This is a genomic window from Xanthobacter sediminis (assembly GCF_043195015.1).
Taxonomy (GTDB): Bacteria; Pseudomonadota; Alphaproteobacteria; order Rhizobiales; family Xanthobacteraceae; genus Xanthobacter.
Window position 1 is genome coordinate 1 of sequence record NZ_JBAFWH010000008.1, and the last position, 20,723, is coordinate 20,723.

A 20,723-nucleotide genomic window follows, 5' to 3' on the forward strand; every position below is an offset into this window, starting at 1 on the left:
GGTGCGGAGCGGGTTTCACACAAACAGCACGGGCCTTTGAGCCGGTGCCCGTGAGCGAAGCCCATGAAGGGCCCGCGAAACCCAAGCTTGCAGACCCCTCCGGAGGGGTCCGCGGCGCGCCAGCCGCGCCGCGGAGCGTTTCCGGCGGTGGACGGGTCAGCCCTCGAGCCGGTCGGTGTCCGGGGCGATGCCCTTGGTGGTGGGGGCGCCGTCGTCCATGGGGGCGAGGTAGTCAACAACCATCTGGCGGTAGCGGGTCATGCCCTTGTACTCGGCGAGCGCGGGGTGCAGGTCGCGCAGCACCCGGTGCAGGCGGCGCCGCCACTTGGGAATCCGTGCGATATCCTGCACCGAGGTGAGGTAGCAGCGGATGCCGAACAGGATGGCATTGGAGCGCGGCAGCCGGTAGAGCGTCTGCAGTTCCACGCGCAGGTGCACCTTGCCGTCCACGTTCTCGGGCGTGACGGTGGTGCGGTCGGGCCCCCACACCGGGTAGTTCTCCGGCGAGGTGTCGAGCCGCGGGTTGATGGTCATGGTCCAGTTGAGGCGGCGCACCGGCTGGCCGCACTGCAGGCGCAGCAGATACTTGAGCGCGCGCTCGAACACGCCCTTCTCGTGCGCCAGCGGCACCGGGCCGTGCCACTCCATGAAGCTCATGCCGATGTCGAACTCGAACGACCAGTCGGCCTGGGTAGTGACCATGCCGCCGTCCACATAGAGCATGTCGTCGCGCTGGTCCTGGAGGGTGAAATCCCCCTGCACCTGGCGGGTGATGTACTCGAACGGCCCGTAGGGCAGCGTCTCGGCCTTGCCGAAGGTGAAGGTCTGGTGGAGGCCGAGCGGCCGGTTCACCCAGGTCCAGACGTCTCCGGCCTTCGAGAGCGAGAAATGCTCGGGATAGTCGGACGCCAGGCTCTCCATGATGAGCTCCAGCGCGTCCCACTCGGCGGTCGCCATGTGGGGCAGCACCTGGCAGCGCTTGGGGTCCTCCTTCAGCACCCGCTCGCGCTCGCGGCACTCGGCGATGTAGTGCTCGTCGATGTCGAACACCGCCTGGAAGGCGGCGGTGGGGCCGCCCTTCACGTGCGGCTCGATGTTCACCGAGTACATGTACTCGTCCTCGGGGAACGGGAACGGAAAGCGCAGGATGTCTTCCGGCGACTTCTTGTAGGTGAAAGTGTCGCGGAAGGTCTCGGCGGGCTTGAACTGCACGGTCATCGTTTCCCCTCCACGGCTCAAAGATCAAGGACGAGGCGCGGGCCTCGGGCGCGGGACACGCACGGCATGATGAGCTTGCCGGCGGCCTTTTCTTCAGTGGAGAGGAAGTCGTCGCGGTGGTCCACCTCGCCCTCTTCCACGGCGGTGGCGCACTCGCCACAGGCGCCGCCCCGGCACAGGCAGGGCGCGGCCACGCCGGCCGCCTCGATGGCCTCGAGCAGGGTCTCGTTCTCCTTGACCTCCACCTCGATGCCGGAGCGCTTCAGCAGCGCCTTGAACGGCAGGCCGCCGCTGGCGGCGCCGAAGCTCTCCTTGTGCACCTTGCCCTTGGGCCAGCCCAGAGCCGCCGCGGTGGCGGTCACCGCATCCATCAGGCTGTGCGGCCCGCACACATAGACGTGGGTGCCGAGCGGCTGGCGCGAGAGCAGGCCCGCGAGATCGAAGGTCGCGCGCCCGCCGGTGTGCAGGTGCACGGCGGCATCATCCTTGAACGGCGCCAGCAGGCGCTCGAACACGGGGGCCTCGTCCACGGAGGAGAGCTGGTGCATCTCGCAGCGGGCGCCGCGCGCCTTCAGCTCGGCCAGTAAGGAGAGCATGGGCGTGATGCCGATGCCGCCGCCGATGAGCAGGTGCTTCTTCGCCGTGGCGGCCAGCGAGAACAGGTTCGCGGGCAGGGCCATGTCCAGCACGTCGCCGGGCGCGACCTTGGCGTGCAGGAAGGCGGAGCCGCCCCGCGACTGGGCCACCTTGCGCACGATGATCTCGTAGCGCGCCCGCTGGCCGGGGGCGGACACCAGCGAATAGGCGTTCTTCATCACCTTGGCGCCGTCGCGCAGGGTGAGCATCACGTGCCCGCCCGCCGGGGCGGTGGGGAACTCGCCGCCATGGGCGAGCTCGAAGGCGAAGCGCTTGAGGGTGGGGGCGAGCTCGGTGATCTCGCGCACGCGCACGGCGAGGGTTGCGGGGCCGGTCATTTGTAGAGCTCCTCGGCTGCGGGCACCTCGCCGGGGGCCTCGGCGTCCACCTGCACGCCCATGTAGGCGGCGAGGCGCTTGGAGAAATGGTCGCGCACGAACAGCGGGGCGCCGCAGCCCGCGCAGGCGAAGATGGAGGTGGTGACGCCCTCCGACATGGTCCGGCAATGGACGCAGTAGACGCGCCGTGCCTTCGGCCCCACGTGGGCGAACTGCGTCTCCTGCCCGGACAGGCCGGCGGCCGAGGCGATGTTGAAGGCGTCCCACAGGAACGGCTCGGTGCCGATGGCGTAGACGCGCAGTCCCATCGTCTCGCGGTCGAGCCGCTCCTCCAGCGCCGACATGAGGTGCTGGGCGGAGCGGAACGGGCGCACCGCGCCGGGCGCCTCGTCCATGATGGGCGCGGCTGGCAGCGCGCTCGCGCGCGCCACCGTCCAGGTCTCGAAGGCAGAGGGGTCGACCCCCTCCGCCAGCGCCTCGGCCGGAATGTCCGCCCCCTCGACCAGCAGGAGCTGATAGCGGGCAGCCTTGTCGCCCGCGATCCTGCCGTAGGCCGGTTTGCTCTTGATCCCTTGGTCGCTCATCTGGTTTCCGTTCAGTACACCGCGATGGAATGGGCGGCGATGACGACCACCGCGCCCAGGAGGAGCGCCAGGTAGGGCAGCAGCCCGGCGCGGGTTCCGGCACCTTCCTCGGCCTTCAGGTGCATGTCTTCGAGCATGGCCGCCGGGAACTGGCCCTTGTCGGTCACGTAGTGGCGATAGATGAACACCGGCAGGATGAGGGCGGCGCACACGAGGCCCGTCACCAGCGTGCCGGCGCCCCAGATGTCGGCGCCCATGCCGAGCAGGGCCATGTTCACGAAGGACAGGACGGCGCCGCCGCCGAGCAGCCAAGTGGGCGCCTTGAACGGACGCTCCCAGCCCGGCCGGTCGATGCGGTGGATCCAGGCCGCGTTGAGGTTGAGGAAGTTGAACAGGATGTAGCAGCAGTTCGAGATAGCGAGCACGAAGACGTAGTCGGACATCATCAGCAGGATGAGGTTGAAGCCGAGGTCCGTCCACATGGCGCGGGTGGGTGCGCCGTTCTCGTTCACGTGGGAGAGGTACTTGGGCAGCCAGCCGTCCACGGAGGCCTGGTAGAGCGTGCGCGAGGAGCCTGCCATGGAGGTGATGATCGCCAGCATGAGGGCGAAGATCAGCATCACCACGATCACGTTGTGCACGATCGGGCCGCCCTTGAGCATGCCGGCCATGGCGCTCGCCACGCCCATGCCCGAGTAGATGTCGGCGGAGAGGATGCCGTCATAGACGGCCGGCGTCACCACGTTGCCCTGGGGGTCCAGCACCGCCGGCGTCACCATCTGGCCGAGGCCCAGCACGCCCTGGAAGGCGATGGGCACCAGCGTGAACACGAAGATGCACAGCAGGCCGGAATAGAGGATGGCCTTGAAGGTGTCGGTGGCCGGGTTCCTGAACTCGCGCGTGTAGCACACGGCGGTCTCGAAGCCGTAGGTGGACCATGCGGCGATGAAGAGGCCGCCGGCCATCAGCGTCACGCCGGCCATGTTCCACGAGCCGGCGATCACGTGGCCGGCCTCGTCCTTGGCCAGCGGCGCGAACGGCCCGAGGTTGGCGGCGAGCACGTCGCCGGTCACGAGCGGCACGAGGCCGATGAGGATGAGCGGCAGCAGCGCCGCGACCCCCAGGATCACCTGCACGCGGGCGGTCTGGCTGATGCCCCGGTGCTGGATGGCGAAGGCCACGAGCAGCAGCGCGGCGCCGATGACGAAGGTGGCGTTGATGCGCAGGGAAAGGCCGGTCTTCAGCCACTCGAGGTTCACGAGGGTGAGCGACCAGGTGTTGATGGCGGAATCCGCCGGGAACAGGATGGAGAGCACGTAGCCCGCCGCAAGGCCCGAGCCGATGGACAGCACCGGCGACCAGGCGAGCCAGTTGCACCACACCGAGAACGGCGCCAGCAGCTTGCCGTAGCGCACCCAGGCGATGGCGCCGTAGACCGAGGCGCCGCCCGACTTGTGCGGGAACAGGCCGGCGATCTCGGCATAGGTGAAGGCCTGGATGAAGCCGAACAGGATGGAGACGATCCACACCACCCAGGCGGGCGCGCCGACCGTGGCGCCGATGGCGCCGATGGAGAACAGGACCAGGGCCGGAACGCCGCTGGCGATCCAGAATGCACCTGTCCAATTGATCTTGCGCTGGAGCTCGCCCGCTTCCGGGGCGGCTGCTGCGTCCTTAAGCGCTGCAATGCTCATGGTTTGTCCCCTCTTTGTGGAGGGGAGTTTCTCCATACGAAAAATTATTGTCAATGAAGATATACGTCTGACCCAAAGTAAGGTCGAGGTGATTTTTTGCTCAGGCGGAGCCTATTTCCCAGGCAAAAGGTGCGATTCGAGTGCTGAATCTCGGTCAGCGATTCTGACCAAGATGTTTCATGCATCAATATTTTACACGGTTGCATGAATGCAAAAAACCCGCGCGACGCGGGGTCGCGCGGGTTTCATTCGACATTCCAAAGCGCCGGCTAAGCAGCGCTGGTCTTGTGCTGGTGCTTCAGGCGCGCACGCGGGTCTTCTGCGGGTCGAAATGGGGGAAGGGCACGATGCGCGCCGGAATGCGCTTCTGCTGTCCGTCCAGCTTGCCGATCTCCAGCGCCTTGCCGATCTCGGCCTCGGCCACGTCCACCCGCGCCAGCGCGATGTTCGCCTTCAGGATCGGCGACTTGGTGGCGCTGGTGACGACGCCCACCTGGGCGCGGCCCACGTAGAGCGGGTCGCCGTGGCCCACGTCCTCGTTCGACTCGACGATGAGGCCCACCATCTTGCGCGCCGGGTTGGCCTTGCGGCGCGCCAGCGCCTCGCGGCCCACGAAGTCCTCGTCCTTGTTCGCCACCGAGAAGCCGATGCCGGCCTCGAACGGGTCTGTCTGGTCGCAGAAGTCGTAGCCGGCGAACACGAGGCCGGCCTCGATGCGCAGCATGTCGAGGGCGGAAAGGCCGAGCGGCTTCATGCCTTTCGGCGCGCCCGCCGCCCACACCGCGTCCCACAGGGCGGCGGCATCCTTGGGGTGGCACCAGATCTCATAGCCGAGCTCGCCGGTGTAGCCGGTGCGCGAGACCACCACCGGCGCGCCCATGGGGCCGCCGAGGCGGGCCACCGCGAAGCGGAACCACTTCAGCTCCGCCATGGAGGCCTGGGTGGGCGCGGTCCACATCACCTCCGACAGGATCTCGCGCGAGAGCGGGCCCTGCACGGCGATGTTGTGGAGCTGGTCGGTGGAGGACTTCACCCACGCCTTCAGGCCCCATTCGGCGGCCTTGTCGCGCAGCCACTTGCCGGTGAACTCCTCACCGCACACCACGCGGAAGTTGGCCGGGCCGAGGCGGAACACCGTGGCGTCGTCGATCATGCCGCCGTGCTCGTAGCACAGGGCGGTGTAGACCACCTGGCCCACCGTGAGCTTGCGGATGTCGCGCGTCGTCGTGCGCTGGAGCAGCACTTCCGCGTCCGGCCCCGTCACCTCGAACTTGCGCAGGGGCGAGAGGTCCATGATGGCCGCCTTCTCGCGGCAGGCCCAGTATTCGGCGATGGGCCCTTCGCCGGTGAAGCAGGTGGGCAGCCAGAAGCCGCGGTATTCCACGAAGTTGCGGGTCTTCTCGGCGATGCGCGGATGGAAGGCGCTTTCGCGCGTCAGGCGCGGCTCGGCTTCGGCGTTCATGCGGAAGGCAATTCCCTTGGAGAAGTTCTCGGCGCCGTCATAGACGCGCACGTGGATGTCGGTGGGCTCCCAGCCGTTGGCGGAATCGATGTCGTCGGCGCAGGAGGAGGAGGCACACACGAGGTCGGTGAGCGCGCGCAGCAGCACATAGTCCCCCGGCCGAGACCACGGCTCGTCCATGGTGATGGAGTTGGTGTGGTCGACGCCGGTGTTGAAGAAGAAATTGATGGCCGGCCAGCCGCGCTTGGGGCGGATGCCGTGGGGCGCCAGCACGGCGTTGAAGTTGTCCGAGCAGTTGGCGTGGCCCGGATAGCCCATGTCGTCGTAATATTTGGCCGAGCAGGCGAGGGCGAAGGTGTCGTGGCGGCCCACCGTGTCGCGGATGGTCTCCACCAGGGCGACCTGCCGCTCGTCGAAATACTTGGAGTGAAGGCCCGGCCCCGGATAGGCGGCGCCCATCAGCGTGCGGGTGGTGGTGCCGTCGAGGCCGAATTCCTCGCCGCGGGCCAGCGCGGCGGCGTCGAACGCCAGGAAATCCGAGCACTGGCGGCCGGAGACGTCGATGATCTGGATATAGTCGCCCGCCTTCACGTGGTAGGCCCGCGCCTCGGCCGCCGGCACGCGCAGGTCCAGCTTCACCGGGGCGAGGGGCGGGGGAAGGGGCGGCTCGGCGCCGGGCATGCGGGTGATGCCCACCTCGATCTCGGTGGGCGGCGCCTGCTCGTCGGGCGCCATGGCGCCGCCGGGGGCGGCCACCACCACCGTGAGGTCGGTGGCGCTGGTGAGGGTGACGCTGGCGCCGGGCATCTCGTGGGCGGCAAGCACCGTTACTGCCTTCTGCGCGGCGGCATCCACGCCGCGCGCCGCGAGCAGGCGGGCCACGTCGGTCGCGCCCTCGCCGCCCGCCGCGATCACCGCCGCGAGGCTTTCGCCCGCGCCGGCCTCAAGGCCCAGGGCGCCGGGGGCCGGGCGGCCGGAGCCGTCGATGGCGAACACCAGCGCCGCCTGCAGCCCTTCCGGATCGGCGATGGTGATGGCGTCGCCGGCATGGAGCTGGACCACGCCGCAGCCACCGCCACGCACCACGAAACGCTCGCCCAGGGAACGCCCGCCCATACGCGGCCCAGGGGGCACGCCGATACCAGCCGCAGGCAGAAGAGACGCGTCCATCACACCCCCTTTTCAGACCACCGGCCCAGGTCTTCGACCGGCTCCAGGCGAGTTTTACTCAAACACGATGCGGGCTTTGCCAGGGGCCCGCGAACCACGCTCACCGGCTTTTGGCCGCGTCCGGCGGGCGCAGTGAAGCCCGCGCATCGATACCCTGCGGCAGCGATGCCGGGCAGGATGCCGCCACAGGCGGCGAAAGCCCGCTCGCGGCTCCCCCTCGAGGCGGCGCGCGACGCGGGCGTGTGAGGCGCCCGCCCCGGCGGGGGCGGGCGTGGGCCCTTCCCGGCAACGAGTGCGGGAAGGGCCTACCCCCGCGGCGCCACGGAAGGCTGGCGCCGCGGGGGGCCGAGGCCAGGCTCAAACATCCGGCGCCGCCCATGGCGCGGGCCGGACGTGATGCGAAACTCCTCCACCCGCCCGGACGGGCGGTGCGGCGGAAGCCTCTGTTTCTTATGTTCCCCTCAGTGAACTTTTTTGATACTTCGGAAACACACTGCCATCGATTGCAGATGGCGCAAGCCCATTGATTATGCATATTTCGATTATTTTTTGGGCAGCATTCCTGCCGAATGACGCGGCGCCTGGAAATGCCGACGCCAGATTTAAGGCAAAAGCCGCAATATATTTCTTCTCAAGAAAAGTAATTGACAGAAAATTGGTGCCCTTTCAGGATGCGCGCCACAGGCGGGGGCCTGCGCGCACAGTTCCGCTGCCTTCCTCCGTCCGTGTCCACGCAGCGGGCCGACGGCCGCCGAGAACGTGCAAAGAGGGGAAGAGGATGACTGAAACCGTTTGGCGCCAATCTGTTCTCAACGGGCGTCACCGCGAGCTCGGCTCGAAGCTTGAGGAATCGTGGAACAACATGGCGATTCCCCAGCACTACGCCACCTGCCCCTACGAGGAGACCGGGGCGGTGCGCTACAAGGCCGGCCTCATCGACGTCTCCGCCCTCAAGATGGTCAACGTGAGCGGCAAGGATGCCCTCGCCTTCCTCAACGAGCTGGTCACCGCCGACCTTTCCAAGGTGCCGGCCGGCCGCTCCATGATCGCCTCCCTGGTGGACGAGACCGGCGGCCTCATCGACGACGTGCTGGTGTATGTGGACGGCCCCGAGACCTTCCGCCTCTCCCACGGCGGCGGCGCGCTGGAGGAGGCGCTGCCGGTGGTGGCGAAGGGCTTCGACGTCTCCTTCCAGCGCGACGACGATGTCCACATCCTCTCGCTCCAGGGCCCCAAGGCGCTCGACATCCTCGCGCCCCACACCCCCATGGACCTGAAGGCGTTGCCCTATTTCGGGCATGGCAAGACCACCCTGTTCGGCGTGCCGGTCTCCATCGCCCGCGGCGGCTACTCGGCCGAGCGCGGCTACGAGGTGTTCTGCGCCGCCAAGGACGCGGTCGCGCTGTGGGACAAGATCCTGGAAGCGGGCAAGCCGCTCGGCGTCATGCCGGTGTCCTGGGACTGCCTCGACATCGTGCGCGTGGAAGGCGCCCTCCTGTTCTTCCCCTTCGACATGCCGCACAAGGACACCACCCCGTGGGAAGTGCTCATGGACTGGTCGGTGGACCTGTCCAAGCCTTCGTTCCGGGGCAAGGAGGCGCTCATCAAGCGCAAGGGCACCGAGCGCACCCACCAGGCTGGCATCGAGGTGCTCTCCGCCAAGGCGGCGACCCCCGGTTCCAAGATTTTCAAGGACGGCGCCGAGGTGGGCGTGGTGAACTCGGTCACCTACAGCCAGCATCTCATGAAGTCGCTGGCGCTGGTCTCGCTGAAGCCCGGCTTCACCGCGCTCGGCACGGCGCTCACCGTGAAGGACGGGGACGAGACCTTCGAGGCCAACGTGGTGCGCACGCCCTTCTACGATCCCATGCGCCTGCGCACCCATCCGCTGGACGAGCGCGCCTGATCCGGCGCGGCGCGGCCCTTCCCCGCGCGGGGAAGGGCATGGGCCATCCTTCAAGCGGCGGCCTTCGGGCCGCCGCTTTCGTTTGCGCTCCCGCTCTCAGATGCCCGCCTGGGAGACGAACTTGGGGTTGAGATAGGCCTCGATGGCCTCCGATCCGCCCTCCGATCCGTAGCCGGAATCCTTGATGCCGCCGAACGGCACCTCCGGCAGGGCGAGGCCCAGGTGGTTGATGGTCATCATGCCCGCCTCCACCGCGCCCGCCACCGCGTTGGCGGTCCTGGCGGAGCGCGTGTAGGCGTAGGAGGCGAGGCCATAGGGCAGGCGGTTCGCCTCCGCGACGGCCTCGTCGAAATCGTGGAAGGGCAGCATCATGGCGAGCGGGCCGAAGGGCTCCTCGTTCATCATGCGCATGTCGCGGGTGACGCCGGTGACGACGGTGGGCTCGAAGAAATAGCCCTTGTTGCCCATGCGCGCGCCGCCGGTCACCACCTCGGCGCCCTTCTGCCGGGCATCGGCGATGAGCGCTTCCAGGGCCGGGATGCGCCGCGCGTTGGCGAGCGGCCCCATGGTGGTTTCGGGATCGAAGCCGTCGCCGACCTTCACCTTCTCCGCGACCGCCGCGAAGGCGTCCACGAACGCGTCGTAGACCTTCTCCTGCACCAGGTAACGGGTGGGGGAGACGCAGACTTGGCCCGCGTTGCGGAACTTCGCGGCCGCAATCTGCCGCGCCGCCGCCTCGACATCTGCATCCTCGAACACGATGACCGGCGAGTGCCCGCCGAGCTCCATGGTCACGCGCTTCATGTGCGCGCCGGCGAGGGCGGCGAGCTGCTTGCCCACCGGCGTGGAGCCGGTGAAGGTGACCTTGCGGATGACGGGGTGCGGGATGAGATGTTCGCTGATCTCCGCCGGCACGCCATAGACGAGGCCGATGACGCCCGCCGGCACGCCGGCATCCACGAACGCGCGGATCAGCTCGGCGGGCGAGGCTGGGGTCTCCTCCGGCGCCTTCACGATGATGGAGCAGCCGGCGGCCAGCGCGCCGCACAGCTTGCGCACCACCTGGTTGATGGGGAAGTTCCAGGGGGTGAAGGCCGCCACCGGCCCCACCGGCTCCTTGATCACGAGCTGGTACACCCCCGGCGCGCGGGCGGGGATGACGCGGCCATAGGCCCGCCGCCCTTCCTCCGCGAACCATTCGATCACGTCGGCGGCGGCCAGGGTCTCGCCGCGCGCCTCGTTCAGGGGCTTGCCCTGCTCCGCCGTCATCAATCGGGCGATGTCGCCGGCGCGCTCGCGCAGCAGCTCCGCCGCCCGCCGCATGAGCTTGGAACGATCGAAGGCGGAGACGTTCCGCCAGAGCGCGAAGCCGCGCCCGGCGGCCTCCAGCGCGGCGTCGAGGTCGGCGATGGAGGCATGGGCGACGGTGCCGATCTCCTCCTCCGTGGCGGGGTTCACGACCGCGATGCGGCGTCCCCCCTCGGCATCACGCCATATGCCGTCGATGTGGAGCTGGACATGGGGATAGGCGACATGGGCAAGCATGGGCGTTCCTCGTGAAGGACCTTGGCCGCGTGCGCCACCTATAGCCCTCGCGCCGACCGGCATGAAGCGCCCTCTTCCCCGTGCCGTCGGGGCTTGTGCGCGGCGCGCGGGCGCAATAGGCAATTTCACCACGCGCAGGGAAGGGCCGGCTGGACACGGCCCTCCCGGCCGCAGCGGGAGGAGAATTCCATGGCGGACGAGACGTTCCGTGCCCTGGTGGCGCGCAAGACCGAAGGCGGGCAGGCGATCGCCCTCGAGCACATCACCGAGGCGGACCTGCCCGACGGCGACGTGACGGTGGACGTGGAATATTCCTCCTTCAACTACAAGGACGGGCTGGCGCTGAAGGGGCTCGGGCGCATCCTGCGTACCTTCCCCATGGTGCCGGGCATCGATTTCGCGGGCACGGTGCGTGCCAGCGCCCATCCCGGCTTCGCGGTGGGGGATGCGGTGGTGCTCACCGGCTGGGGCGTGGGCGAGAGCTGGTCGGGCGGCTTCGCCGCGCGGGCGAAGGTGAAGGGCGACTGGCTGGTGAAGCTGCCGCAGGGCCTTTCCGCCCGTCACGCCATGGCGCTCGGCACCGCCGGCCTCACCGCCATGCTGTGCGTGGACGCGCTGGAGCGCCACGGCATCGCCCCCGGCGGCGAGGTGCTGGTGACGGGCGCGGCCGGCGGCGTCGGCTCGGTGGCGGTGCGCGTGCTCTCGCGCCTCGGCTACAAGGTGAGCGCGCTCACCGGCCGGCGCAGTGAGGAGGAGTTCCTGCGGAGCCTCGGCGCCACGGCGATCGTGGACCGGGCTGAATATGCGAGCCCCGGCAAGCCGCTGGCGGGCGAGCGCTGGGCCGGCGCGGTGGATACGGCGGGCGGAGCGGTGCTCGCCAACGTGCTGGCTGCCACCGCCTATGGCGGCGCGGTGGCCGCCTGCGGGCTCGCGGCAAGTTCCGAGCTTGCCACGACGGTGTTTCCGTTCATCCTGCGCAACGTGGCGCTGCTCGGGGTCGATTCGGTGAATTGTCCCACCGGGCGGCGGCTGGCGGCATGGACGCGCCTTGCCGCGCTGCTCACTGAGGCGGACTTCGCCCTGGTGACCCGCGAGGTGGGGCTGGAGGATCTACCCGCTCTTGCCGGCGAGATTCTCGCGGGCCATGTGCGCGGGCGCACGGTGGTGAACGTGCGCGGGCTCGCCCTGTAGGCCCGCGCCGGTGCTGCCGTTACGGGCTACCGCAAGGGCGTCCGCGCGGCTGTCCCGTGCCGCGACATGAGCGCGCTGGCGCTCTCGCGAGGGGTGCGGCCGAAGAAAAGTCGAAGTATACGGCAGGATACGGCTGATGCCGGCGGACCACGGGGGTGACGCCGGCAGCTCCGCAGACGACGCAGAGGACCATGGACGAGCCTTCGGACACCAATCTTTCCCGTGCGGAATACGCATATCAGCGCATTCGCGATGCGATCCGGTCGGGAGAGTTCCAGCCGGGCCAGCGTCTGCGGGAAGCGGACCTCGCGGAGCACTTCAAGGTTAGCCGCACGCCCATCCGGGAAGCCATACGGCGGATCACCGCGGACGGCCTCTTGGAGCTGGTGCCCGGCCGCGGTCTCGCGGTGGCTCAGTTCAGCATGCAACAGGTGCGGGAGATCTACTTCCTGCGTGCGGTGCTGGAGGGGGCGGCGGCCGCCCTCGCCGCGCAATATGCCTCGCCCTCGGAGGTCAAGGCCATGGCCGACCTGCTGGACCAGAGCGCCGAGGTGCTCGACGACCCCGGCGAGACCGCCCGCTTCAACCGCCTGTTCCATCAGGCCATCTACGAGGCGGCGCGCAACCGCTACCTCTCGCAGGCGCTGGCGCAGCTCGCCGATGCGCTGACGCTTCTGCCCGGCACCACCTTCGAGGCCAACGGCCGCTCGCCGGCGGCGCTGGAGGAACACCGCGCCATCCTCGACGCCATCACCGCCCACGCAGCCGAAGAGGCGGAGAATGCCGCCCGCATCCACATCCGCCGGGCGAGCGAGACGCGCATCGACATGATGTTCCGCACGGCCTGATGGTGCCGGGCCGCGGCGTCGTGCACACCGTGCGGCAAGCCCGCGCCGGGGATGCACCGGCGCTGCCGGACATCGAACGCTCCGCGGCCGGGGCGTTTCGCGCCGTCGCCGGCCTTGGCTGGATCGCGGACGGTCCCGTGCAGGATGAGCAGGCCCACAGGGCGATGATTGCCGCCGGCGACGCCTTCGTAGCGGTGGATGCCGCCGATATGCCCGTCGGCTTCGTGAATGGCGCCGTGCTGGGCGATGCCTTCCATGTCCGGGAAATGTCGGTCCATGCCGATTGGCAGCGCAGGGGCATTGGCCGGGCCCTCGTGGTCGCGGTTCGCGCCCATGCGGAACGGCTTGGGTTGTGCGCGGTGACCCTCACCACATTTCGGGATGTGCCCTGGAACGGGCCGTTCTATCGGCGCCTCGGCTTCGTGGAGCTGCCGCCGGAGGCGGTGTCGGCACCGCTGCGTGCGGTTCTGGCCGAGGAGGCCGCGTCTGGACTGCCGGTCGCGCGCCGGTGCGCCATGCGTCTGAACCTGCTGGCCGGAGGAGAGGGCGCATGAAAGCGCCGCCCCGGCGGGGCCGGGGCGGCGGGGAGCGTGTCTTGGTCGGGGGTCAGTCCTTCTGGCGCAGGGCGTCGAGGCTCCAGGCGCCGCCGCCGGCCACGGCGAAGTAAAGGAACACGAAGGAGTAGAGCGCCGCCAGCTCGCCGCCGTTCAGGATCGGGAAGAAGCTCTGCGGGGCGTGGACCAGGAAGTAGGCCACCGCCATCTGGCCGGAGAGGATGAACGCCACCGGGCGGGTGAACAGGCCGAGCGCCAGCAGGATGCCGCCCACCAGCTCGATCACGCCGGCGACGCCGAACAGCGAGAACAGCTGCAGGTTGGCGAACATGGGCACCTGCGGGAAGGCGAACAGCTTGGCTGTGCCGTGGGCCATGAACATGAGCGCGGCGATGATGCGCAGCACGGACAGGATGCGCGGGCGCCAGGCGTCGAAGAAATCGTTGGAAAGCATGATGATACCCAGTTGGTGATGTTGAGGTCGGCGAGGGCAGGGGCAGAACGCGCCCTGCTCGCCGACAGGACGCGGAAGACCGACGGTGAGGCTCAGCCGAACTGGAAGCCGGAATACGCCTTGCCGAAGATGTGGTCGTGGAAGGTACGGCGGCCGGGATCGGTGCCGGCCGCGCCGGCCGCCACGAACAGCGGCACCAGGTGCTCGCTGCGCGGGTGGGCCGCGAGGGCGGCGGGGGCCGAGGCCCAGGCTGCGAGCCGCGCTTCGCGGGTGGCGGGGTCCTTTTCCTCCACCGCCTGCGTCAGCCAGCCGTCGAACGCCTCGGCGGCGGCCGCGACCCGCGGATCGGGCGTGAAGAAGGCCCGCAGGTTGTGGAAGCTCATGCCGCTGCCGACGATGAGCACCCCCTCGTCCCGCAGCGGGGCCAGGGCATGGCCGAGGGCGATGTGGGCCTTCGGATCGAGATCGCGCTGGAGCGAGAGCTGCACCATCGGCACGTCGCCCTGCGGATAGATCAGCATGAACGGGATGAACACGCCGTGGTCGTAGCCGCGCGCGGCATCCTCCCCGGTGGCGATGCCCGCGTCTTCCAGCAGGCCGCGCACGCGGGCCGCAAGCTCGGGCGAGCCGGGCGCCGGATAGCTCAGCCGGTAGGTGTCGGCGGGAAAGCCGTAATAGTCGAACAGCATGCCGGGATGGGGCGCGGTGTTCACCGTGGGCCGGCCCTCCTCCCAATGCCCGGAGATGACCAGCACCGCCTTGGGCCGCTCGCCGAGGGCGGCATCGAGCCCGCTCAGGTAGTGGGCAAGGCCGTCCCAGCGCGCCGACGGGTCGGGCGATGGCTCCATGAAGGGCCAGGGGCCGCCGCCGTGGGCGATGAACAGGGTGGGCCACCTTTTCGCAGCGGTCTTTTCGGTGGTGGACATGGCGTTGTCCCTTTCTCGTGTGCCGGCGCCGGGCGCCGTTTTCGTGAAGGGAACTTGGGGCTTTCCCTAATCGAAAAAAACTGGGAAAGTTTCGGCAGTTTTCATCAGAAAAATCGATAGTGTCATGGATGGGCTGACCCTGGATCAGGTTCAGGTGTTTCTCACGGTGGTGGAGACGGGCAGCTTCTCCGCCGCGGCGCGGGCCATGAACCGCACCCAGTCGGCAGTCACCTACGCGGTGCAGCGGCTGGAGGAGCAGTGCGGCGTGGAGCTGTTCGACCGTGCCGCCTACCGTCCCGCGCTCAGCGAGGCCGGCCGCGCCCTGCTGCCGCGGGCACGGCGCATCGCCGAGGCGGTGGGCGCCCTGCGCACGGAGGCGCGCGGCATCGCCGGCGGGCTGGAGCCCGAGCTGTCTCTGGTGGTGGACGCCATGTTTCCCGTGCCGGTGCTGGTGGAGGCGCTGAAGGGCTTCCGCGCCCATTTCCCCACGGTGCAGACGCGCCTCTATGTGGAGAGCCTCTCCGGCGCCGTGCGGCGGGTGAGCACGGGCGGCTGCGCACTTGGCGTGGTGGTGGCTTCGGCCACCGACACCTCGGTGCTGAACCGCACGCCGCTCCTGGAGGTGGAACTGGTGCTGGTGGCCGCGCCCTCCCATCCGCTGGCCGGGCGCCCAGGGCCGGTGCCGGCGGAGGACCTGCGCGAGCACGTGCAGCTCGTGCTCACCGAGCGCGCCGGTGCCGGCGAGCCCGACCGGGGCGTGCACGCCACGCAGACCTGGCGCATCGGTGACCTCGGGGCCAAGCTCGCCATGCTGCGGGCGGGCCTGGGCTTCGGCTCCATGCCGCTGCACATGGTGGAGGCGGACCTCGCCTCGGGCGCGCTGGTGCGCATCGTGCCGGAGGACTGGGACGGGCGGGCGGGGAGCATCCGCCTGCCCATGTGCGTGGTGCACCGCACCCGCGACGCCCTCGGCCCCGCCGGCCGCTGGATGGCGGAGCATCTGGCGCAGGTTGCGCGTGGCGGCCGGACGCAGGAAGGCGGCTGACGCCGCCCCGCGCGCTCCTATTCGGCGAGAATGCGCGTCTCCTGCAGGTCGATCTCCCGCACCAGCTTGCGCACCATTTCGTCGGAGAGCTCGTTGGCGCGCCCACGGCGGTAGAATTCCCGCCGCTCGGCGCGCAGGCCGGCGAGGCGCAGCTCCTGCTCCACGCTTTCGGCCTTGCGGTAGAGCTCGCCATCCGCGCCGGTGCGGGCCCGCCCGTCGATGCGCTGGCGGTAGACCTCCATGAGCCGGGCGCTGGTGTCGGTGTAGAGGTCGGCGTCCCGCCGGCCCTCACCCAGCTCGTGCTGCGCCTGCTCGATGGCCTTGATGGCGGCATGGGCGGCGGCGGCGCGGGCGCGCTCCTCCTCCTTGCGGTGGGTGGGCTCCGGCGGCAGCTCGAGACCCTTCAGCAGCACCGGCAGGCCGATGCTCGCCGCCACCAGCGAGACGATGATGACCCCCGATGCCAGGAAGATGGCGAGGTCACGTCCTGGAAAGAAGGAGCCGTCGTTCATGAAGATGGGCAGGCTGAGCACGCCGGCGAGGGTGATGGCGCCGCGCACCCCGGCGAGCGCGGTGACCGCGACGAGGCGCCAGCTCGGCCGCTCCACGCTGTGGCCGCGCCGCGCCGCGCGATAGAGGGTGAAGTTGAGGGACACCCACGCCCACACGAAGCGCAGCGCCGCCAGCGCCAGGTTGATGGCGAGCACGTAGACGAGCAGCCACACGGGCTCGTGGTGCCCGGCCTCGCGCACCACCCGCGCCGCGCCGGAGATGATGGAGGGCAGTTGCTCGCCCAGCAGCACGAAGATGATGCCGTTGGCGGCGAACTGCACGGTGTCCCACACCGCGCCGCGCTGCATGCGGGTGATGGCGAGCGCCTGGCCGGTCTGCTCGGCGTAGCTCATGGTGACGCCCGCCGCCACCGCCGCCAGGATGCCCGAGCAATGCAGGTGCTCGGCCAGCAGGTAGGCCGCGAACGGAATCAGCAGGCTGATGAGGATCTGCGATCCAGTTTCCTCGCCCAGGCGGTGGGTCAGCCAGTTCTTCGCCCAGGTCACCCCGAGCGTGACCGCCGTGCCGATGGCGATGCCGCCGATGGCCAGCCACGCGAAGGTGCCCGCCGCCTCCACCAGCGAGAAGCTGCCGGTGAGCGCCGCCGCCACCGCGAAGCGCATGCACACGAGGCCCGATGCGTCGTTGAGCAGGGACTCGCCTTCCAGGATGTGCATCAGCCGCCTGGGGATGGGCACGCGCGCGGCGATGGCGGACACGGCGATGGGGTCGGTGGGCGAGAGGATGGCGGCGATCGCGAAGGCCACGGCGAGCGGGATGGCCGGGATCATCCAGTTGATGAACAGGCCGAGCCCCAGCACCGTGAACACCACCAGCCCGAATGCCAGCTCCAGGATGGTGCCCCTGTCCTTCAGCAGCCCCTCTTTGGGGATGCGCCAGCCATCGAGGAACAGGAGCGGCGGCAGGAACAGGAGGAAGAAGATGTCCGGCTTCAGCTCCACGCCGAGATCCGCCACCGCCGCGATGGCGAAGCCGAGGGCGATCTGGACCAGGGGCAGCGGCACCGGGACCGGCAGCGCGCGGGTGATGGAGCCGCTGAGGACGACGCCGAGGAGAAGCAGCAGGGTCGCGGTGATGGTGCTCATGGCATGTGGCTTTGGGCGGCGGGATCGGGAGCGAAGGCCGGTGAAGGCTCCGCGTGGAGGACCATGCCGGCGATTGCCGCACGACAGCCGCCAGAGTGCCGAAAGGCAGCTCCAGGGCGGATCTCGTCCGGCTCTCGCGCGGGACACACCCTGGCCGGGGCGGAGGGGCCGGCGGCCGAGGGCGCGATTCGAGGCTTGTTCCTCACTACCACCCCTGAATGGCGCGGCCATGGCGCTCGGCCGGGGCGCGGCGATAGGTCTTAGGGGGAAGGGATGGTTCCGGCCGTCGAGGGCCGTGTGGCTCCGGCGCGACGGGCTTCACCAGAGTGCGCTGGCCGTGGCGCGCGTGTGCGGGGTTCCGGCATCGATGCCGTGGATGGTCTTCTTCTCACCGCCTGCCGAAGACCCCGTGCGATGCTGCGCGGATGCTGGCTCCAGCACGGGGCGAGGGCATGCCCGCCGCGCTCGCTCAGGCGGCGCGGTTTCGGGAAATGCGCCGGCACCGCCCGGTCTTTTCCTTGTCACGGCATGCGTGAAGGTGGCAGGCGCCCGGCGGGCTCAGCGCACCACGGCGCTGCGCGTGAGGGTAGCGATTTCCTCCGGCTGGCGGTGCAGCATGTGGGTCAGCACATCGGCCGTGCTCTCGGCCAGGGCCGGCGGCATGCGGCGGACCGGCACGCGGCGCCCGTCGAGGCGATAGGGCGGGGCAAGCACGTGGCGCGCGGCGCCGTCCGCGGCGGGGCGGCGCACCACCATGCCGGTTTCGGCGGCGCGGGGCGAGGAAAGGGCTTCGAGCAGGCCCAGCACCTCGCCGGCGGGAATGTCCGCCGCCTTGAGCGCCGCCAGCAGGTCGGCGCGGCTGTGCTTCAGAAGCTCGGCCTCAAGAATGGGCAGGAGCGCGGCGCGGTTGCGCGAGCGCTCCAGGTTGGTGGCGAAGCGCGGATCGGCCGGCAGGTCCGGACGGGCGATGATGACCTCGCAGAAGCGCTTGAACTGGGCATTGTTGCCCACGGTCAGCACCAGCGGCCCGTCGGCGGCGCGAAACACGCCGTAGGGCACGATGGAGGGATGGGCGTTGCCGTAGCGCGGCGGGTCCTGCCGCTGGGCCAGGGCCTCCAGGCCGTAATAGCTGGTGAGGGTGAGGCCGCAGTCGAACAGCGCCAGCTCCACCTTGCGACCGCGTCCGGTGCGCTCGCGCTGGTAGAGGGCGGCGAGCACCGCCTGGGCCGCATACTGGCCGGTGAAGAGGTCCACCGCCGCGACCCCGAACTTCAGCGGCGGCTGGCTCGCCTCCCCGTTGAGCGCCATCAGGCCCGCCTCGCCCTGCACCACGAGATCGTAGCCGGGGCGGGTCGCCTCCGCGCCGTCGGGCGCGTAGCCGGCGATGGAGCAATAGATGAGACGGGGGTTCTCGGCGGAAAGGTCGGCATAGCCGAGGCCCAGCCTCTCGGCGCCGCCGGTCTTGAAGTTCTGCACCACCACGTCCGCCTCCCGCGCCAGGGCCTTCACCAGGGCGAGGCCCTCGGCGGTCGCGAGATCGACGCCGATGGAGCGCTTATTGCGGTTCACGCTGTCGAAATAGGAGGTGTTGGTCTCCCCCGTCCGAAGGCCCCAGTCGCGGGTGTCGTCGCCGCGCGCGGGATGCTCCACCTTCACCACCTCCGCCCCCAGGTCGCCCAGCACCATGGCGCACCAAGGCCCGGCGAGGATGCGCGACAGGTCGAGCACGCGCACGCCGGCGAGGGGCAGGTCCAGGGCATCACGTTCGGGTACGGCTTCGCTCATGAAAGGGGACTCCGGGGAAAGCGGGGTGTCAGGCGCCCATCACGCCGTCGAGGCGGCGCACCATCTCGATGAGGCGCGGGCGCACCTCGTCGAGCAGGAATCTGGGTTCGGAAATGACGGTGGGGGCGCCGCAGTTGATGGCCATGGGCGGCAGCCCGCCGCCGGGGCGGAAGCCCACCGCGATGGCGCTCACGCTCGCCTGCCAGTCGCCGAAGGAGCAGCAGCAGCCGAGGGTGGCGTGGTCTGCCATCGCCTTTTCCAGCTCCGCGCGCACCTGCGGCCAGGCGAGGGGATCGAGCATCTTGATCTCCTCGAACAGCGCCGCACGCTCCGCCTCCGTGAGCGCGGAGATGTAGGCGCGGCCGATGGAGGAGCGCACCATGGACATGCGCACGCCCACATCGATGTTCAGGGAGATGGCGGCCGGGCCGCGCAGGCACTCCACGTAGCGCATGGAAAGCCGGTCGCGCACCGCCAGGCCCACCGTGGCGTTGGAGAAGTTCGCGAGCTCGCGCATGGCGGGCCGCGCGATCTGCCGCACGTCGAGCCCGCCCAGCGCCACCGTGCTCAGCGCCATGAGCTGGGTGCCGAGGCGATACTTGCCAACCTCCTCCACGAAATGGAGATAACCGAGCTTCGTCAATGTGTAAGTGAGGCGGGAGACGGTGGAGCGCGGCAGCTTGCAGCGCTCCGCGATCTCGTGGTTGGCCAGGAAGGTCTCGCCCCGCTTGAAGCAGGCGAGCACTTCCAGCCCCCGCGCCAAGGCGGTGACGAAGTGGCGGTCGTCCTTGCCCTCGCCGTCGGCGTCGATGTCGGGCGGGGGCGTGTCGTTCGGGCTCATGGTGGGGCTTCCGGTTCCGTCCTGGGCCTCGCCGCGCGCGCGGGCGCGCCGGCGGGGAGCCGCAGGGACCCCTATTATCGAGGATTCGGAGCGGGTTGCATCGCTCATCCCTGCCTCTTGAAGAATGCCGCGAACGCCGCCTGAGCCGCTGGCCTGAGCCGCAAAGCGTGGAAGTGCTCCGCCTCCAGCGCCAGGGCGCGGGCGACCGGCTCGGTGGTGGCATGGCGCAGCAGGCGCTTGGTGGTGGCGAGGGATTCCGGCGGCAGGGCCGCCAGCGCCTGCGCCTTCTCCAGCGCGCGGGAAAGGGCGCCGCCCTCCGCGGTCACCGCGTTCACGATGCCGGCCGCGGCCGCCTCTTCCGGCCCGAACACTTCGCCGAGCAGCAGCAGCTCCGCCGCGCGCTTGGTGCCGGCGATACGCGGCAGCAGGTAGCTCGATGCCCCCTCGGGGCACAGGCCGAGGTTCACGAACGGCAGGCGGAAGCGGGCGCCGGCCCCGGCATAGGCCAGATCGCAATGGAGCAGCATGGTGGTGCCGATGCCCACCGCGAAGCCTTCCACCGCCGCTGCCACCGGCTTGCCGAAAGCGGAGAGGATGCCGAGGAAGGTGAGCCCCGCGCTGGGCTCGTCCGCATTGGTCGTATCCTGGAAGTCGGCGAGGTCGTTGCCGGCGGTGAAGCAGCCGCCCGCGCCCGTGATCACCACGGCGCGCACGGCGTCGTCGCCGTCGGCGGCCTTCAGCGCCGCGCCCAGGGCGCGGTAGGTGGCGCGGTCGAGGGCGTTGCGTCGCTCCGGGCGCGAGAGGGTGAGAAGGCGCACGCCGGGGTGCGGATCGGTGATGACGAGGCTGTCGGTCATGGGGTGTCCCT

17 protein-coding genes are annotated in these 20,723 nt (G+C 69.8%); 5 read left to right on the forward strand and 12 right to left on the reverse strand.

Going from position 1 to position 20,723, the window contains the following annotated elements; genetic code table 11:
• Nucleotides 1-156 precede the first annotated feature (156 nt).
• The 5 genes from V5F61_RS11950 to V5F61_RS11970 form a co-directional block, all read right to left on the reverse strand.
• Nucleotides 157-1,218: a heme-dependent oxidative N-demethylase family protein gene (locus V5F61_RS11950; protein ID WP_393989692.1), complete on the reverse strand. Its 1,062-nt coding sequence runs from the start codon at nt 1,216-1,218 to the stop codon at nt 157-159.
• Nucleotides 1,219-1,235: 17 nt separating this feature from the next.
• Nucleotides 1,236-2,192 (reverse strand): PDR/VanB family oxidoreductase, encoded by a 957-nt coding sequence (locus V5F61_RS11955; RefSeq protein ID WP_393989693.1) that lies wholly within the window; start codon nt 2,190-2,192, stop codon nt 1,236-1,238.
• Nucleotides 2,189-2,776: a dimethylamine monooxygenase subunit DmmA family protein gene (locus tag V5F61_RS11960; protein WP_393989694.1), complete on the reverse strand. Its 588-nt coding sequence runs from the start codon at nt 2,774-2,776 to the stop codon at nt 2,189-2,191. The genes V5F61_RS11955 and V5F61_RS11960 overlap by 4 nt, the downstream gene beginning before the upstream one ends.
• Before the next feature lie 11 nt (nt 2,777-2,787).
• A complete protein-coding gene (locus tag V5F61_RS11965) occupies nt 2,788-4,470 on the reverse strand; it encodes an APC family permease (RefSeq protein ID WP_393989695.1) in 1,683 nt (560 codons plus the stop codon).
• 298 nt (nt 4,471-4,768) lie between these two features.
• On the reverse strand, nt 4,769-7,102 hold the full coding sequence (locus tag V5F61_RS11970; RefSeq protein ID WP_393989696.1) for a DUF1989 domain-containing protein: 2,334 nt from the start codon (nt 7,100-7,102) through the stop codon (nt 4,769-4,771).
• 778 nt (nt 7,103-7,880) lie between these two features.
• Here V5F61_RS11970 and V5F61_RS11975 point away from each other — a divergent pair.
• Complete coding sequence (locus V5F61_RS11975; protein WP_393989697.1) at nt 7,881-9,008, forward strand: aminomethyltransferase family protein; 1,128 nt, start codon at nt 7,881-7,883, stop codon at nt 9,006-9,008.
• 96 nt (nt 9,009-9,104) lie between these two features.
• Here V5F61_RS11975 and V5F61_RS11980 read toward each other — a convergent pair whose 3' ends face one another.
• Nucleotides 9,105-10,553, reverse strand: coding sequence for an NAD-dependent succinate-semialdehyde dehydrogenase (locus V5F61_RS11980; protein WP_393989698.1), 1,449 nt, complete (start codon nt 10,551-10,553; stop codon nt 9,105-9,107).
• A gap of 189 nt (nt 10,554-10,742) precedes the next feature.
• Here V5F61_RS11980 and V5F61_RS11985 point away from each other — a divergent pair, with 189 nt between their 5' ends.
• From V5F61_RS11985 to V5F61_RS11995, 3 genes are all read left to right on the forward strand, one after another.
• Complete coding sequence (locus V5F61_RS11985) at nt 10,743-11,744, forward strand: MDR family oxidoreductase (protein WP_393989699.1); 1,002 nt, start codon at nt 10,743-10,745, stop codon at nt 11,742-11,744.
• Between the two features lie 191 nt (nt 11,745-11,935).
• Nucleotides 11,936-12,592, forward strand: a complete 657-nt coding sequence (locus tag V5F61_RS11990; RefSeq protein ID WP_393989700.1) for a GntR family transcriptional regulator — start codon at nt 11,936-11,938, stop codon at nt 12,590-12,592.
• Complete coding sequence (locus V5F61_RS11995; RefSeq protein WP_393989701.1) at nt 12,592-13,146, forward strand: GNAT family N-acetyltransferase; 555 nt, start codon at nt 12,592-12,594, stop codon at nt 13,144-13,146. The genes V5F61_RS11990 and V5F61_RS11995 overlap by 1 nt, the downstream gene beginning before the upstream one ends.
• Before the next feature lie 52 nt (nt 13,147-13,198).
• On the opposite strand, the gene V5F61_RS12000 is transcribed toward V5F61_RS11995, so the two are convergent.
• Nucleotides 13,199-13,600 (reverse strand): DoxX family protein, encoded by a 402-nt coding sequence (locus tag V5F61_RS12000; RefSeq protein ID WP_393989702.1) that lies wholly within the window; start codon nt 13,598-13,600, stop codon nt 13,199-13,201.
• A gap of 92 nt (nt 13,601-13,692) precedes the next feature.
• Entirely contained in the window at nt 13,693-14,526 is an 834-nt protein-coding gene (locus V5F61_RS12005; RefSeq protein ID WP_393989703.1) for a DODA-type extradiol aromatic ring-opening family dioxygenase, read from the reverse strand.
• Nucleotides 14,527-14,650: 124 nt separating this feature from the next.
• Between V5F61_RS12005 and V5F61_RS12010 the strand changes: the two genes are divergently transcribed.
• Nucleotides 14,651-15,571 (forward strand): LysR family transcriptional regulator, encoded by a 921-nt coding sequence (locus V5F61_RS12010; protein WP_393989704.1) that lies wholly within the window; start codon nt 14,651-14,653, stop codon nt 15,569-15,571.
• 17 nt (nt 15,572-15,588) lie between these two features.
• Here the strand turns inward: V5F61_RS12010 and V5F61_RS12015 are convergent, their stop codons facing one another.
• From V5F61_RS12015 to V5F61_RS12030, 4 genes are all read right to left on the reverse strand, one after another.
• Nucleotides 15,589-17,229: a Na+/H+ antiporter gene (locus V5F61_RS12015; protein WP_393989705.1), complete on the reverse strand. Its 1,641-nt coding sequence runs from the start codon at nt 17,227-17,229 to the stop codon at nt 15,589-15,591.
• Nucleotides 17,230-17,787: 558 nt separating this feature from the next.
• On the reverse strand, nt 17,788-19,014 hold the full coding sequence (locus V5F61_RS12020) for a CaiB/BaiF CoA transferase family protein (RefSeq protein ID WP_393989706.1): 1,227 nt from the start codon (nt 19,012-19,014) through the stop codon (nt 17,788-17,790).
• Between the two features lie 28 nt (nt 19,015-19,042).
• Complete coding sequence (locus tag V5F61_RS12025; RefSeq protein WP_393989707.1) at nt 19,043-19,855, reverse strand: IclR family transcriptional regulator; 813 nt, start codon at nt 19,853-19,855, stop codon at nt 19,043-19,045.
• Nucleotides 19,856-19,959: 104 nt separating this feature from the next.
• Nucleotides 19,960-20,712 (reverse strand): enoyl-CoA hydratase-related protein, encoded by a 753-nt coding sequence (locus V5F61_RS12030; protein ID WP_393989708.1) that lies wholly within the window; start codon nt 20,710-20,712, stop codon nt 19,960-19,962.
• Between the last annotated feature and the right edge of the window lie 11 nt (nt 20,713-20,723).